Source organism: Caballeronia sp. LjRoot31, assembly GCF_964253885.1.
GTDB lineage: Bacteria > Pseudomonadota > Gammaproteobacteria > Burkholderiales > Burkholderiaceae > Caballeronia.
Window position 1 is genome coordinate 2,053,935 of the sequence record NZ_CAXURX020000001.1, and the last position, 14,763, is coordinate 2,068,697.

Annotated in this window: 12 protein-coding genes and 1 pseudogene; 8 read left to right on the forward strand and 5 right to left on the reverse strand. The window is 59.6% G+C overall.

The features are described from left to right. Window positions 1-120: 120 nt before the first annotated feature. The 4 genes from ACSQ8V_RS09085 to ACSQ8V_RS09100 all read left to right on the forward strand — a co-directional run bounded on the left by ACSQ8V_RS09085 (window position 121) and on the right by ACSQ8V_RS09100 (window position 6,838). Window positions 121-3,051 (forward strand): molybdopterin-dependent oxidoreductase, encoded by a 2,931-nt coding sequence (locus ACSQ8V_RS09085; RefSeq protein WP_436205500.1) that lies wholly within the window; start codon window positions 121-123, stop codon window positions 3,049-3,051. Between the two features lie 39 nt (window positions 3,052-3,090). Further along, complete coding sequence (locus tag ACSQ8V_RS09090) at window positions 3,091-3,852, forward strand: 4Fe-4S dicluster domain-containing protein (RefSeq protein WP_436205501.1); 762 nt, start codon at window positions 3,091-3,093, stop codon at window positions 3,850-3,852. Window positions 3,853-3,863: 11 nt separating this feature from the next. Then, window positions 3,864-4,811 (forward strand): dimethyl sulfoxide reductase anchor subunit family protein, encoded by a 948-nt coding sequence (locus tag ACSQ8V_RS09095; RefSeq protein WP_436205502.1) that lies wholly within the window; start codon window positions 3,864-3,866, stop codon window positions 4,809-4,811. Between the two features lie 1,484 nt (window positions 4,812-6,295). Further along, window positions 6,296-6,838 (forward strand): lysozyme inhibitor LprI family protein, encoded by a 543-nt coding sequence (locus tag ACSQ8V_RS09100; RefSeq protein WP_436181685.1) that lies wholly within the window; start codon window positions 6,296-6,298, stop codon window positions 6,836-6,838. 248 nt (window positions 6,839-7,086) lie between these two features. On the opposite strand, the gene ACSQ8V_RS09105 is transcribed toward ACSQ8V_RS09100, so the two are convergent. Next, window positions 7,087-7,320, reverse strand: a complete 234-nt coding sequence (locus tag ACSQ8V_RS09105; RefSeq protein WP_255631299.1) for a hypothetical protein — start codon at window positions 7,318-7,320, stop codon at window positions 7,087-7,089. 716 nt (window positions 7,321-8,036) lie between these two features. On the opposite strand from ACSQ8V_RS09105, the gene ACSQ8V_RS09110 reads away from it, so the two are divergent. Beyond that, entirely contained in the window at window positions 8,037-9,050 is a 1,014-nt protein-coding gene (locus ACSQ8V_RS09110; RefSeq protein ID WP_436205503.1) for a lysylphosphatidylglycerol synthase transmembrane domain-containing protein, read from the forward strand. A gap of 28 nt (window positions 9,051-9,078) precedes the next feature. Here the strand turns inward: ACSQ8V_RS09110 and ACSQ8V_RS09115 are convergent, their stop codons facing one another. Together ACSQ8V_RS09115 and ACSQ8V_RS09120 are read right to left on the reverse strand one after the other, a co-directional pair. Next, the gene (locus ACSQ8V_RS09115; RefSeq protein WP_436205504.1) at window positions 9,079-9,849 is read right to left on the reverse strand and encodes a glycosyltransferase family 2 protein; all 771 of its coding nucleotides are present in this window, start codon (window positions 9,847-9,849) and stop codon (window positions 9,079-9,081) included. 322 nt (window positions 9,850-10,171) lie between these two features. Beyond that, complete coding sequence (locus tag ACSQ8V_RS09120; RefSeq protein ID WP_436205505.1) at window positions 10,172-10,738, reverse strand: LysR substrate-binding domain-containing protein; 567 nt, start codon at window positions 10,736-10,738, stop codon at window positions 10,172-10,174. Between the two features lie 20 nt (window positions 10,739-10,758). Here ACSQ8V_RS09120 and ACSQ8V_RS09125 point away from each other — a divergent pair. Continuing rightward, a pseudogene (locus ACSQ8V_RS09125) lies at window positions 10,759-10,920 on the forward strand (MFS transporter); the annotation flags it as partial. Window positions 10,921-10,933: 13 nt separating this feature from the next. Here ACSQ8V_RS09125 and ACSQ8V_RS09130 read toward each other — a convergent pair. Continuing rightward, window positions 10,934-11,830, reverse strand: a complete 897-nt coding sequence (locus ACSQ8V_RS09130; protein WP_436205506.1) for a hypothetical protein — start codon at window positions 11,828-11,830, stop codon at window positions 10,934-10,936. Window positions 11,831-12,382: 552 nt separating this feature from the next. Here ACSQ8V_RS09130 and ACSQ8V_RS09135 point away from each other — a divergent pair. Then, window positions 12,383-12,736 carry a DUF1428 domain-containing protein gene (locus ACSQ8V_RS09135; RefSeq protein WP_213763916.1) on the forward strand — a complete coding sequence of 118 codons (354 nt, stop codon included), beginning with the start codon at window positions 12,383-12,385 and terminating at the stop codon, window positions 12,734-12,736. A 48-nt stretch (window positions 12,737-12,784) separates the two neighbouring features. Here the strand turns inward: ACSQ8V_RS09135 and ACSQ8V_RS09140 are convergent, their stop codons facing one another. Then, window positions 12,785-13,723 (reverse strand): DMT family transporter, encoded by a 939-nt coding sequence (locus ACSQ8V_RS09140; protein ID WP_436205507.1) that lies wholly within the window; start codon window positions 13,721-13,723, stop codon window positions 12,785-12,787. A gap of 321 nt (window positions 13,724-14,044) precedes the next feature. Here ACSQ8V_RS09140 and ACSQ8V_RS09145 point away from each other — a divergent pair, with 321 nt between their 5' ends. Further along, window positions 14,045-14,749, forward strand: a complete 705-nt coding sequence (locus ACSQ8V_RS09145) for a FadR/GntR family transcriptional regulator (protein ID WP_213763914.1) — start codon at window positions 14,045-14,047, stop codon at window positions 14,747-14,749. Window positions 14,750-14,763: the final 14 nt, after the last annotated feature.

Sequence of the window (14,763 nt, forward strand, 5' to 3'; positions counted from 1 at the left end):
AGCGTAGCGGATAGTTGCTGTCGCAAATCGCGATTTCCCTTGGTGACCAACGGCGATTAGGATGGTCAGGATCGGATAGGTACCGCCTGGACATACCGGAAGCCGCGAGGGAGACCCAGCATGGAACATCACGCCCGCACGCAGGACGAGCGGCTTGAGATCAAGACGACCACTTGCTACATGTGCGCTTGTCGCTGCGGCATTCGCGTGCATTTGCGCGAAGGCGAAGTGCGTTACATCGATGGCAATCCGGAACACCCGCTCAACCAGGGCGTGATCTGCGCGAAGGGCGCGTCCGGCATCATGAAGCAGTATTCGCCCGCCCGGCTCACGCAGCCATTGATGCGCCGCGCGGACGCCGAGCGTGGCAGTGCGCAGTTCGAACCGGTGTCGTGGGAAGTCGCCTTCGATACGCTCGAAAAACGCCTTGCCGGTATCCGCGCCACCGATCCAAAGAAGTTCGCGCTCTTTACCGGCCGTGATCAGATGCAGGCGCTGACGGGCCTCTTCGCCAAACAGTTCGGTACGCCTAACTATGCGGCGCACGGCGGCTTTTGCTCGGCGAACATGGCGGCCGGCATGATCTACACGATCGGAGGTTCCTTCTGGGAATTCGGCGGTCCCGATCTCGACAGCGCCAAGTTGTTTTTCATGATCGGCACGGCGGAGGATCATCATTCGAATCCGCTGAAGATCGCCATCTCGAAGTTCAAGCGCGGGGGCGGACGCTTTATCGCGATCAATCCTATACGCACCGGTTACGCCGCCATTGCCGATGAATGGGTACCGATCAAGCCCGGCACCGACGGCGCCTTGTTCATGGCGTTTCTCCACGAGCTGATTGCGGCTGATGCCTGGGACCACGAGTTCGTGCGCCGCTATACGAACGCGGCTGACCTCGTCGATCTTAACGAACAGAGTGAGAACTTCGGCCTGTTCGTGAGTGACCCGGATACGCCCGTCGGCAATCCGCTGTTTCCGCAAAATCATGCGTGGTGGGATGCTGAAGCGGCGCGCGCCGTGCCACATCATTCACCCGGCGTGAGACCCGCGCTCGATGGCCGCTATACGCTTGCGGACGGCACGCCCGTTGCGCCGTCATTCACGCTGCTGCGCGAGCGCGTGGCGGATTGCACGCCCGAGTGGGCAGCCGATATCACCGGCATTTCCGCTGGCACCATTCGCCGTCTCGCGCAGGAGATGATCCAGACGAGCCGCGATCACCGGATCACGTTGCCCATTCGATGGACCGATGCGTGGGGCGAGACCCACGAAACCGTCACCGGCAACCCCGTCGCGTTTCACGCCATGCGCGGGCTCGCTGCACATTCCAACGGCTTCCAGTCGATCCGTGCGCTCGCGGTGCTGATGTCGCTGCTGGGTACGATCGACCGGCCCGGTGGCTTTCGACATAAATCGCCGTTCCCGCGTGCCGTGCCGCCATCGGCGAAACCGCCGAACAGCCCCGACGCCGTCAAGCCGAACACGCCGCTTGCATCGGGACCGCTGGGCTGGCCGGCCGCGCCGGAAGATCTTTTCATCGATGAAAACGGCGGCCCCGTTCGCATTGATAAAGCGTTCTCGTGGGAGTACCCGCTTGCCGTGCATGGTGTGATGCATAGCGTGATCACCAACGCGTGGCGAGGGGACCCGTACCCCATCGACACGCTCATGATCTTCATGGCCAACATGGCCTGGAACTCGTCGATGAATACGACGAAGGTGCGCGAGATGCTCGTCGACAAACACGCGAACGGTGACTACAAGATTCCGTTTCTCGTGGTGTGCGACGCGTTCCAGTCGGAGATGACGGCGTTCGCCGACCTCATCCTGCCGGATACGACTTACCTTGAGCGCCACGACGCGATGTCGATGCTCGATCGCCCGATCTCCGAATTCGACGGTCCGGCCGATTCCGTACGCGTGCCGGTCGTGCCGCCTTCGGGGCAATGCAAGCCGTTCCAGGAAGTGCTGATCGAACTGGCGTCGCGGCTGAAGTTTCCGGCATTCACCACGGCTGAGGGCACGCGGCGCTTTCGTGATTATCCTGACTTCGTGGTCAATTACACGACGACGCCCGATTCGGGGGTAGGTTTCCTGATCGGATGGCGGGGCAAAGATGGGGATAAGGCGCTGGTCGGCGAGCCGAATCCGAAGCAATGGGAACAGTACGCGAAGAACAACTGCGTGTTCCATCACGTGATGCCGGAACACTTGCAGTACATGCGTAACTGCAACGGGCCGTATCTGGACTGGGCTGTTGCGAACGGCTTTCGCAAGTTTCGCGAACCCATCGTCATCCAGCTTTACTCCGATGTCATGCAGAAGTTTCGTCTCGCGGCGCAAGGGAGAACGAAAGGTCGGCAGCCTCCCGATCACTTGCGCGAGCGTGTCGAAAAATACTTCGATCCGCTACCGTTCTGGTACGCGCCGCTTGAAAGCAACTCGACCGATCTTGCGCGTTTCCCGCTCGCCGCAGTGACGCAGCGGCCGATGGCGATGTATCACTCATGGGACTCGCAGAATGCGTGGCTGCGTCAGATCCATGGCGAGAATTATCTCTACATGAATCCGTTGATGGCGGCCGAGAACGGCATTGCGGACGGCGGCTGGATTTACGTTGAGTCGCAGTGGGGCCGCGTGCGCTGCATGGCTCGCTTCAGCGAAACGGTTGAGCCGGGGACGGTATGGACCTGGAATGCGATCGGCAAGGCGTCGGGTGCATGGAACCTCGGCGCGAACGCAAGCGAGTCGCAGCGTGGTTTCCTGCTCAATCACTTGATCACCGACGAGCTGCCCGGCGTCGACAAGGGGAATGAAGCCGCCGGGCGACTCTCGAACTCGGACCCGATAACAGGGCAGGCTGCGTGGTACGACGTGCGTGTTCGGATCTATCCGGCCGAGGCCGACGCGCAGCACACGCTGCCGCAGTTCGACGCCATGCGTGCGTTGCCGGGTTCGAACGGCGTGATATCGCGGATCGTGCAGACCTACTTCGCGGGGCAAGGCGAATTCGCGGCACGGCTGCGCGGCGCGGTAGGGCGCAAGTAGTGACTCCCAGAGTGACTCCAATAAGCAAGAGGACATGCAATGACTCAGATGGCGCTGGTGATCGACCTGAACGTTTGCGTGGGATGCCACGCTTGCGTGACGAGTTGCAAGGAGTGGAATACATCGGGCGAGTCGGGCAGCCTTGCCGACCTGAATCCCTACGACGCCGATCCGTCCGGCACGTTCTTCAATCGTGTCCAGAGCTTCGAGGCGGGCAGTTATCCGAACGCTGAGACTATCCATTTCCCGAAGTCGTGCCTGCACTGCGAGGACCCGCCGTGCGTGCCTGTGTGTCCAACCGGTGCGAGCTATAAGCGCAAGGAAGACGGGCTCGTGCTGGTGGACTTCGATAAATGTATTGGCTGCAAGTACTGCGCGTGGGCCTGTCCGTACGGCGCACGCGAACTGGACGAAGAGCGCAAGGAGATGACGAAGTGCACCTTGTGCGTGGATCGTATCCACGATGAAAACCTCTCCGATCGGGATCGGCAACCGGCATGCGTGCTCGCGTGTCCGACCTCCGCAAGATTGTTCGGGGACATTCACGATCCCGAATCCGTGGTGTCGAAAGCGATCAGGGAGCGCGGTGGTTATCAGTTGATGCCTGAATGGGACACGAAGCCCGCGAACCATTATTTGCCGCGCAAGATGACGTCGGCTTCGGCTTCGGCTTCGGCTTCGGGTTGCGGGGAGGGCACTTGTTCATGCAAGACGGGTTCGGCTGAGTCGATGCCGAAAACCGTGGACGCACAACTTGAGCGTGGGCAATTGCATCTCGCGTCGGTTGCGACGCGCATCTAAAGGACTCCGCAATGAACCCCGCTTTCTCAGTCGTCTTTCTCACCACGCTAAGCGGTGCGGCGCAGGGCCTGTTGATCGCGCTTGTAGGCGTGGAGGTGGCCGCGCACCTTGGCCTTCTCACTGCGCCGCCAATGGCGTTCTATGTCACCGGCGCCGCCTTGTCTGTGGCGCTTGGTGGGCTTGGTCTCATCGCCTCGTTCTTCCATCTCGGGCATCCTGAACGTGCGTGGCGGGCGGTCGCGATGTGGCGGACCTCGTGGTTATCGCGTGAATGCCTCTGTCTGCCGGCGTTTCTCGCGTGCGCGTTTTTCTACGGTGTCGCGCACTGGTTCGGCTCGCCGTGGTCGCTTGCGTTGGGGGCGCTTGGCGTGCTCGCGAGTGCCGCGCTCTTTGTCTGCTCGGCCATGATCTATGCATGCCTGCGCTTTCTCCAGGAGTGGGCCACGCCGCTCACGCTGGCCAACTTCGTCCTGCTTGGTTGTGCGTCCGGGTTCACGCTGGTTACCGCTTTGAGCGCGTGGTTCGCGCCTGCACTGACCACGGGGCTTGCCGCCTGCGCGTGCGCGCTGACGCTTGCTGGTTGTGCGAGCCGGTCGGCGTCGCTCGTGCGTAATGCGCGACTGCGGCCGAAGTCCACCGTGCAGAGCGCGACCGGTATCAAGAACGCGAAGGTCGTGCAGGTATCGCGTGGTTTCACGGCTGGCGCATTCAATCTGCGCGAGTTCTTTCACGGCAAATCGGCAGGGCTACGCGGGGTCAAGTGGGGATTTCTTGTGGCGGCGTTCGTGGCGCCCGTCGTGCTGATGGCGTTGGGCGCGGGCGTGCATTCGATCGGCATTTCTGTTGTCCTGCTGGCTGCGGCGTGTCTCGTGCAGTACGCCGGTCTGGTGGCGGAACGATGGTTCTTCTTCGCCGAGGCGAAGCATCCGCAGAACCTTTATTACGCGCGAGTGGGATGACGCTTGGCTTGGGTGGAGGGGCGGTCGTAGGGCGCACGATCGAGTTGATCGGTCGGTTCCGCGTTGGCGCTCGCGGAGGTTTTTGCAGGTGTTGGGGGGTGGTTGGTTCTGGGGGTAGTGGTCGGAGTCTATGCCGGGGTGGTCGGTTCTGGGGTTAGCGGTCGGGGTCAGTGCTGGGTTGCTGCTTTCGGCCTTAGTGGTCTGCGTGAGTCGGATTTTCTCTTTATCACTATTAGCCACTGTGCGTGGCGGCACGTCATTTCTTTGTCCAAAGCGACAAAGAAACGAAGCAAAGAAAGCGCTTTAACCGCTCTACCCTAAGTGTCCACAGCGTGCAGTTTTGATTCATGGGTGCCCCAAAAGCACGGTGCTCGCCAGAGCGAAGGATGTGTGAAACCCTCCTTCTCCGAACACCGATACCCACACGCTTCGCCACCAGTGATTGAACCTGCCCAAGGAGCACCCCGCGCTATCCGCGGATAACCTCCCTCCAAATATGTGCGCGCCTCGAACCACGTCGCCAACCCTGCTGGAAACGAGGTCGCGAAGATGCGGGTGGCCGTAACCGACGAAAATAGCTGTACAGAACGCGTAGTCAATTCACAAAAACTGAAGCAGTAAACACAAACACGCAAGAAGCTGTGGCCTATGAATACGGTCGCACAGACCAGGTAGGTAACCTGTCAAAAAACCGCAGCCGTAAATACCTGTAAGGCCGTGCGGGTTCCTTAGCAATTGTGCTTGCCCGAGAGCGTACGGGGCGAAGCGTGTTCGTGTCAGGATTCGCGAGAAGGAGGGTTTCACACATCCTTCGCTCTGGCGAGCACCGTGCTTTTGGGGCACCTATGAATGAAAACTGCACGCTGTGGACACTTAGGGTAGCGTGTTTGAAAGCGTTTTCTTTGCTTCGTTTCTTTGTCGCTTTGGACAAAGAAATGACGTGCCGCCACGCACAGTGGCTAACAGTGATAAAGAGAAAATCCAACTCTCGCAGACCACTAACGCCGAAAGCAGCAACCCGGCATAGATCCCGACCGCTAACCCCAGAACCGACCACCCCGGCATAGACCCCGATCACCAACCCCAAAACCGCCCCCCCGGCATATTAGCCCAAACCGCTATCGGGTCGAGGAAAGGCGATCTTAGTCTCGGACTAGTGCAGTGCCGCTTGTGGCGGATCCAAATAAAAGACGAAAAAAATCCCACACACACGCGTGAAATATTGCGTAAGGCCTTGAGAAGGTCGCCTCCTTTTCGATCGGTTCATTCGCTTAAAAACTAGGATCATCCCCTTAACGAACTCAGCCCACAGGCATGCGCCCAAGAACCGCTCTCGCACGGGCGACGGCGAACCACACCTGGCGACAGATATCGGAAACGCGAGCGATAAAACGCGAACATTTACGCGTCATCAGACAGGCTTCCGGGAGTCAGCGTGTGACCGTTCGTTTCAAGGCTACTGCTCAAAAAGCTTAGCCGGGCGAATGGAAGGCATCGTGTTCGATCAACGCAACTTCAACGATGGATCAACGGGGGCAGGAATGACCAAGTCAGGAAAATTGAAATCGAAACTGTTCAGCGTGAGGCGTGCTGCCGGGACCGCCACGCTGGCGTTACTGCTGTTGGGCGGCGGTTTTTCCGGATCCGCTCAGGCCGCAAGCTTTCATTGCGGCAAGAAGGTCTCAAGCTCGGAAAAGCTCGTTTGCAACGATCCCGAACTATCGTCTCTCGACGATAAGCTGGCGATCTCCTACAAGCGCGCAAAAGACGTTACGCCCGACACAGCAGCCTTTGAGGACGACCGCGTCAAGCAGTGGCAGTGGCGTCAGCACAACTGCAAGGACAAGGCCTGCGTGATCAACTGGTACAACCGTCGCATCAGCGAACTCGATGCCGACTTCGATCAGGGAACTGAAAACCAGGTCACCGTGCTTAAGGCCAGCCTTGCCGAGCAAAACCTCGCAGCACCGGCTCAAGCCGCCGTGTTGAGGATGAAAGGCGACGCAGGTTCCTTGTCGATGCAATAGCATGCGCACGCTGCTCGTTCAATACTTCTTGTGCAGCAGACGTTGAACAGGACCTAACGAGGTGACGGCGGCGATCTTGAACGCGCAGAGCCTGCCTTCTGACGGTCGATCTGGCTGGGGCCGAACCAATGATCCTTCGGTTCTGCACCAGCCATTTCTGTACTTTCTGCATACCTCGTTCGGATGCGCAATAACGTTTTACTGAATGTCTCTGGCGCCAAGCGAAACCTGAGCGGCTGCCTCTCGGTTTATTTGGTTCGTGGTTGCTCAAACGGAGACCGTGGCAAGGGCTCGCCATCTACGAACGCTGTGGCGCTACGCACAGCAAACTCGAAGGCACAGTCACGATTGGCGAACTGTCCAAGATTGCCAAGAGAGGTCGCTTCGCCATCTTCCTCCAGGATGGAAGCGCGTGCGAGAAACGTGTTGCCTAGTCTTGTTACCGACGGTTGAATAGCCGCACCATGGTGATAAAAGACCATCGCATCTCCTTTCATTGATTGTCGAGCTTCGCTAACTTTAGCCCCACCATTCGCCGATCAAAAATATTAATTTTCCGCGCTGGGCACATAATTAAAAGCAGCAGGCCAGCACTCGGATAATCGGCACGTTCGTTCCGATCCTCACACGCGAGGATGCGCTGAAGGTGACAGTGGAGTGTTGAAGCGGGAAGATAAAAACATTCGAACGGGACACGTTGTGAAGCTACGCGGGTCAGACGACCGTTCTGTGACGCGAGGACTTCCAGGCTAATCGAAGCGCCGGGCGGCGAACGCTCGTGCGCTGTAAGCTTAACCGTCGCGCGAGGCATGAATCGCAGCAGGATTCAGCGCCGTCTCACGAGGTCGCGGACAATCCCATCCTGAACATGTTCTCATTGGTAATGCGCAGAACCCATCGGCTTGTTGCTGAAAGGCAAGCCTGCGTTTGTCGAGACGCATCGCAGCGTGTTTGACATCATTGTGCTGGAGAATGAGGGTGCGACCGCGATCGGTGTCCCGGTTATATCGAGCCGGAGATTGCGTTGAGCCGCACGCGCAGAGCTAATGACGCTGCTTTAAGGATCATCCAACCGCATGCCTATTTTCTGGTCCCCCATTTTTCAAATCGCGATGGATGATCCGATCGCGCCGTCGGCACGACATGATTCCCTGATGTTTAATTCCGATGCCCAGCCGCAATCGCTCAGGCGGCCCTTGTGACCGGCGCTCACACACGTAACGTCGCGATCCTGTTTGCTTTGCTTGGGGTCGGTCTCTCAATGGGTGTGCCTTTTATACTAGGCTCCCATGCGTTGTTTGCTGGTCTTCGATCCATCCCGGTAGAACTATTCCTGGTGCTCGCTGCCAGCGCCGCCGTGAGCGCGCTAGCGAAAGCCGGCAAGCTGCAGCTCATGCAAACGACGCTTGGCTTACGCGTTCCGTTCATGCGTACGTTTGCGATCACGCTCGTGACTGATTTCGCGTTCCTGGTGTCTCCGCTGGGGGCGGCGGGGTACGGGGTCAATATCGGCTTGCTGCAGCGCGCCGGGGCGTCGTGGGCGATCGCCACCACGGTTGTCGGCGCTGACCAGGCACTCGACCTGACCTTCTTCGGGGTAGCGGTTCCCATCGCGCTTTTGTTCTCCATCGGTCCGCTGGCTCATTTGCTCCCGAGGGCGAGTTTATCCACGGTTGCCGTAACCCTGGCAGGTCTCGCAATCCTGATGGGCGTTCTTTGGATGTGCCGCCGCCATGTCGCGCGTGCACTTGATGCAGCGGGCCATCTTGTCCCATGGTTGCGGGCCCGGCGGTCTCGCTGGGACAAGTTTCGCCACAGCGTGCACCAGCAGTGGCGGCTACTCATCACAGGGCCTCGTGACCGGTTCGTCGCGCTGTTGCTGCTGACCACGCTGCAGTGGCTGCTTCGCTATAGCGCGCTATGGTTCATCTTGCTGGAACTCGGGTACCGGTTGCCGCTCGGATTTGTCCTCGCGGTGCAGGCGGTGGTGTTGCACGCGGCACTCTGGACCGGCGTACCTGCAGGTGGGGGCGGTGGCGATCTGGTGCTTGCAGCCGCGTTCGCCGCCTGGGTTCCGCGAGCGTCCCTCGCGACGGCCCTGGTTCTCTGGCGATTCGCGACGCTCTATTGCCCGTTGATGCTGGGCGCCGTGGGATTTCTCGCGCTTGCGTGGCGCCGCCGTGCGGCCACACCTGCTTCCGTTCGTGAATGACGCCTTGAAGGAATACGTCGAAGGAGCCTCAAGCCACGTTGTCGCGTGGGCTTCTGATTTTCATTCTCACGAAGAATGGTGCATGCCCGGCATGATCGACTCTTAATGAAAAGAGATGACATGTCTGTGACAGGAGCGCGAGCGGATAACTGACTTTCAACAAGTCGGCGATCATGCGCCATTCCGCGCGAACGCCCGCCCAGTAGCCGAGTTTTTCAGTCTTGCGCGCCTGCGTTACTTTCGGCCAGTGGGTGACTGCAATCGAAAGCCGGCGTTCGATGATCAAGCTGTTCATGAACACCTCGATGCCAAAACGCGGCAAGCGATGAATCTCCTTGAGCGCCTCGCTTAACAGTTCTTTCCTGACCACGCGTTCACCCGAAACGAAATCCAGGCCGATGGCGCGAAAGAGCAGCAGGCTATTCTGGCGCAGGCTCAGGCTGACGTCCGCGGTGCCATTCAGAACCGGGGCGGCGAGTGCGGTGATATGTTCGCTGGCGAGTCCCTTGAGGTCTGCATCGAGCAACATGAGCAACGCGTTCTGGGCTGCGGCGATACCTACGGCCATCGCTGCGCTTTTACCGCGGTTCACGGGGCACGTAATCAGCCTGACAGAGGGGAAGCGCTTGACGATGTCGGCGGTGCCGTCGGTTGAGCCGTCATCGACCACGATAACCTCGTCCAGCAGCGGATGCACCGTTGCAACGGCCAGCACCGCGCCGATCCGCGGGGCCTCGTTAAATGCGCAAATGATGCATGAAACACGGTGGATATTGGACGATGTGGAAAGGGCAGTCATGCGAGACGGCAGATGAACGATTGGAGAGAAGCGGCGCTAAGGTGCCGCAGCGCGCCGTTGCTGAGCGCGGTTTGCGATCTGGCATCGTACCCTACGCAGCGGCAGCGCGCTCCGCTCCGCAAGCCTAAGAAATCGTGGTGAGGCGCTGACGGACGCCTTTAGCGCAGGTGTGTTACTCCGGGCGCGGAGATACAGGATGGCTATTCGCAACCCTATTCGCAACCCAATAAACACTGCTGACCTACGAGTATCAAGCTTGCGTTTGCGGGGACGTGATCATCTCAATCGCACGCATTCATAGGTCGATCCGCGATTAGATTATTCAGGTAGCCGCGCGCAGCGCTGCCGCTTTGACATAGTCAATAAACAAAGCAGGCCCGGGCTCCGGCTTGTCACCGCGTTTCAGTGCGAGTACGTCGGAGACAAGGCGATTGCTTTTCATCGGCCTGAAGACTACGCCCTTGTCCGGAGAACTGCGCAACGCCCGAGGAACCAGCGCGACGCCCATCGCGCGATCCACCATGGTCACAACGGTCTGCCAAAGCCGGACCTCGTGACGTATGCGCGGACTGAAGCCAGCTTCAACGCAAAGCGCGATGATCAGGTCGTGGTAATGAGGTGAGACCTGACGCGGGAAAAGGATGAAGTCGTCCCGCGACAGCTTGCGCAGATCGATGATCCTGTTCGACGCCAACCGGTGATGTTCCGGTAAGCAGCAGACAAACGGTTCAGTGACGATAGGGACCGAGACAACGCCCTCCGGCAGATCGCACCAGTAGGCGCACCCGACGTCGATCTGCATTCGCTGGATGGCGGGGACCTGTTCGTTCGTGTTCATCTCGGTCAGGACAATCTCGAGCGCCGGATGATCGGCTTCGAAGCGCTTCACCGGGCAACACTTGCGCTGAGTTGCTGTGTCTGGGAGCGAACGTTATTGACGTGGCGGGTGCGTGGTTCGTGAACATCTTCATGTTGAGCTACACCACGCAGACACTTCATTTCGACCGGGCGATGGTGTTTGGTTGTCTGTTCATTGTCGCGATCGTGCAGCTTTGCATTCAGCTCGCATCGGACGGTGCGTGATTCAATGCTTCCCGTAGATGTCGTTGTCGTTCGCGGCTATCTGCGGTTCGCGTCGGATCTTGCGTTTTTCGAACGATTGCCGATGCGCCACGATCGGAGAATCGCCCCGTTGGTTGACCTTCATGGCAGTGGCTTGGGTTGAACCCGTCTCCGTCACGGCACGTAGAAGCATGTCGCGCGCTTCGGAATTGGAGATGTCGCTCGCCAGCGCGTCGCCTGCCGATCGCAAGACGCATGGCACGTCACCTGCTTGCTCGCAGGCCCGGGCGAGGCCCAGGGCCGAATCTCTTGCGTGTTCGCGCTGGACCAGTTCGTCGGTGATCCGATGGACATCGGCACGTTGATCCTCACCTTGTGGAAGCATCGCCAGTTGCTGCCGAGCGATGTTCAGCTCGCCTCGCACCATGGCTGAACGCACCGCATCGATGGTTCCCATCACATCGATCGAGGCGTGTTTTGCGGTGACCGGGACATTGATGCTGCCCGACTGACCGGCAACAGCCGAGCCGCTCTCAGCGAGCGGCCCGGTCCCGGGCTTCGCTTCCTGGTTGTCGTGGTTGTCATGCGCGGACCCGCTATACAGATACGAAGCGCCTGCAATCAATGCAGTCAGGGCTATGACGGCGGCCCCGGCAAATTTGACGCGCCGGTGCGACTGGCTTTGTGAGGTGAAAGTAGAAGTTTCCGGTTCAGACACGCTCGGATAGGGCGAATCCACCGGGGTCCGCTTTTCGTCGTACCGGTCGAGCAATACCGCTTTCGGCATGGCTTCGGGCAAGGGTGACTCGGCTGCGCTTGCGGCTGCGGGTTTCGTTTTGCATCGCGGACACACCGCATCACGCGATGCCAGCAGGTTGCCGCATACGGGACAATCGCTGGCGGTTTCTTGGGTACGCACGTTTAACTCGGTCATCAAAAGGCTTGGAAAAGCATTATGCAGGTCATGGTGTTTTCTTGGCTGCGCGGGTGCAGATCGATGTTGAAGCGATCGCCCTAGATTGAGCTTGCCTCGCAGCGATTGGGAATACAGGGTCGTATCCGTAATGGCTTGCCTGCGACTCCACGCCTATTTTCGCTCTAAAGCGTTACTTTAACGCGGCACGTCCGCTTCATCGGCTAGCGAATTCGCTGTTTCGAACGGGTTTGACCATTCCTGACGTTTCCTGTCTGGGATACGTTGTTCGGCGCGCGCAGCGATGTTGTGTATGCCGCGCGTGCCGTCACGCTCGACCAGCCGATTCTGAGCAAACGGCATCCGGGAAAGCATACGCCGCCGGATCTTGGAACACGTACGTCCCCGACGTTTCAGAAAATAGTGGGCGAGCCATGTCGATTCCCTAACGCGCTGCACGTCGTGTGGATAGGGCGGTGACCTGGCGTTGCAATGCGATCTGATCGAACAATGTCCCTATTCACCTCCCAATTATTCACAACGAAACGGAGAGCGTTCATGACTTACGTAGATGGATTTGTCGTCGCGGTGCCAACGACGAATCGCGAGACATACAGGAAACATGCTGAACTGGCGGCGGCCGTCTTCAAGGAGAACGGCGCGTTGAATGTAGTCGAGTGCTGGGGTGATGACGTGCCGGAAGGGAAGTTGACGTCGTTTCCAATGGCGGTCAAACGCAAGGACGACGAGACGGTGGTGTTCTCATGGATCGTCTGGCCGTCGCGTCAGGTGAGGGATGAGGGAATGAAAGCCGTGATGGCCGACCCTCGGTTGCAGCCCGACACCAATGCGATGCCTTTCGACGGCAAGCGCATGATCTACGGCGGTTTCGAGGTGATCGTGAACGCGTGAGTACCTACCGGGCGACGCGGTCGCCAGGAAACCCCCCTCCGCCCGCGCTTACTTCACCGGAGCCTCGCGTCGCGCACCCATGCCTGGAAGCCGCTTGATCACACCCGTAGCCAGGGCCGTCCCCACAAGAATAGTGGCACACGCCTTGATCATTCCAGGTGATACGTGTTCCGAGAGAAACAGCGCGCCCCACAGGATGCCGAAGATCGGGATAACGAACGTAACGCTGATCGTACGCGCGGGGCCGGTTGCCGCGATGAGCCGGAAGAACAGCATATAAGCGATACCGGTACACGCTACGCCAAGCGCGATGACCGCTCCCCAGGACTGCGTCGAGATGGGCGTCGCCGGCCACCAGAACACGGCGAACGGCAGCAGCACGACGGTCGCGGCGGTCATCGTGCCGGCGGCGACGGCGAGCGAATCGACACCGGTAAGGTGGCGCTTGGTATAGCTCGCCGCGATCCCATACAGCAGCGTGGCGCCGAGCGCAGCGGCCGCGGCAAGTGCGGTGGTTGCCGGCGTCACGGTCGCCGCTGCACTCGTTCCCACGTCCATTTGATTCCAGACCAGCGCGACCACGCCTGCGAAACCAATCACGAGCCCGGCGATGCGTAGCCCGCTCAGCCGATCCTTCAGCCACAGGAACGCAACGATCGCGCCCCACAGCGGCGTCGTCGCATTGATCACCGACGTCACGCCCGCTGACAGCGTGAGTTCCGCGTAAGCGAACAGGCAGAACGGCGCGGCCGAGTTCAGGATGCCAACCACAAACAGCGGCCACGCGTGGATGCGCAGTAGCCGAAAAGAGCCGCTCGCGGACCTGCGCGTGACCAGCACAATCAGCAGGAACAACGCGCCGATACCCACCCGCAGCGCCATTAGCGGCGCGACGCCAAAGTCGGTGACGCCGACGCGGATAAAAAGGAACGACCCGCCCCATAACGCGGCGAGGACAAGCAACTGGACGATGTTTATAGGATTCATTTTAGGGCGTCGAGCGCAGTGGAGTCGCGACGCGGAGCCATCGTATAGGCGCCGCAGCGCGAGATGCTTCAGTCCGGCGTGAAATGACAAATGAGGACAATTGAGCAACCGTCTTGGTTCGCTGTATGGCTGCCATCGTAGGCTGTGGTCATGCGACCTCCAAACGAACAATTCTCACGCGTATGTGAGAAAGATTACGATCGGCCCACACGGCGAGGTGTATCGGCTAACGCCACAGCGCGTCCTCAGGGTTATCTCTAGTGCCTCAATAAGTGTGGAAATTTGTATGATGACCACATCACCCAACAAATCCGAGGCCGCATGTTCGACAAGATTCCTGCGCAAGCCTTGAGCGACACGGTCGCGCAGCAAATTCAGTTGCAAATCGAAAAGGGCAGCTTCGTAAAAAGCGGCAAGTTGCCCACCGAGGCCGTGCTCGCGCAGGAGTTCGGGGTGAGCCGCACGGTGATTCGCGAGGCGATTTCGCGGCTGAAAAACGAAGGTATGGTCGAGCCGCGCCAGGGCAGCGGCGTGTTTATCGTCGAGCGGGCGGGGATCAGGCCCCTGCGGATCGATTACGCGCAAGCGGTCGAACCCGGCGCGGTCGTGCAGATTCTGGCGCTGCGCCGGGCGATCGAAGCAGAAGTCGCATCAGAGGCAGCCATGCGCCGGACCGACGCGCAGATGGACGTGATCGAAGCGAAGCTGGCGCAGATCGATGTCGCCGTCGCGCAAGGCGAGGACGGCGTGACTGAAGACGTCGAGTTTCATCGGGCGATTGCCAGTGCCACCGGCAACCCGTATTTCCTGACGACGCTTGCATTCCTGAACCAGTATCTCGAGGCCGGCACGCTCGTTACGCGCCGCAACGAATCGCTGCGAGAAGACTTTTCGCGGCAGGTCCGCGAGGAACACGCGCGGATCGCGGCTGCCATTCGCGCAGGCGACCCCATGGCTGCGCGCAATGCCGCGCAGACCCACCTTTACAACGCCGCCCGCCGCCTCGCAGAAGCCGGCATTTGCTGACCAGTTAATTGGAA

What these genes read in the sequence shown, in the direction of transcription:
- ACSQ8V_RS09095 (WP_436205502.1), top strand. Translation starts at nt 3,864, where the DNA reads ATGAACCCCGCTTTCTCAGTCGTCTTTCTCACCACGCTAAGCGGTGCG.
- ACSQ8V_RS09135 (WP_213763916.1), top strand. Translation starts at nt 12,383, where the DNA reads ATGACTTACGTAGATGGATTTGTCGTCGCGGTGCCAACGACGAATCGC.
- ACSQ8V_RS09085 (WP_436205500.1), top strand. Translation starts at nt 121, where the DNA reads ATGGAACATCACGCCCGCACGCAGGACGAGCGGCTTGAGATCAAGACG.
- ACSQ8V_RS09140 (WP_436205507.1), bottom strand. Translation starts at nt 13,723, where the DNA reads ATGAATCCTATAAACATCGTCCAGTTGCTTGTCCTCGCCGCGTTATGG.
- ACSQ8V_RS09105 (WP_255631299.1), bottom strand. Translation starts at nt 7,320, where the DNA reads ATGGTCTTTTATCACCATGGTGCGGCTATTCAACCGTCGGTAACAAGA.
- ACSQ8V_RS09145 (WP_213763914.1), top strand. Translation starts at nt 14,045, where the DNA reads ATGTTCGACAAGATTCCTGCGCAAGCCTTGAGCGACACGGTCGCGCAG.
- ACSQ8V_RS09090 (WP_436205501.1), top strand. Translation starts at nt 3,091, where the DNA reads ATGACTCAGATGGCGCTGGTGATCGACCTGAACGTTTGCGTGGGATGC.
- ACSQ8V_RS09115 (WP_436205504.1), bottom strand. Translation starts at nt 9,849, where the DNA reads ATGACTGCCCTTTCCACATCGTCCAATATCCACCGTGTTTCATGCATC.
- ACSQ8V_RS09100 (WP_436181685.1), top strand. Translation starts at nt 6,296, where the DNA reads ATGGAAGGCATCGTGTTCGATCAACGCAACTTCAACGATGGATCAACG.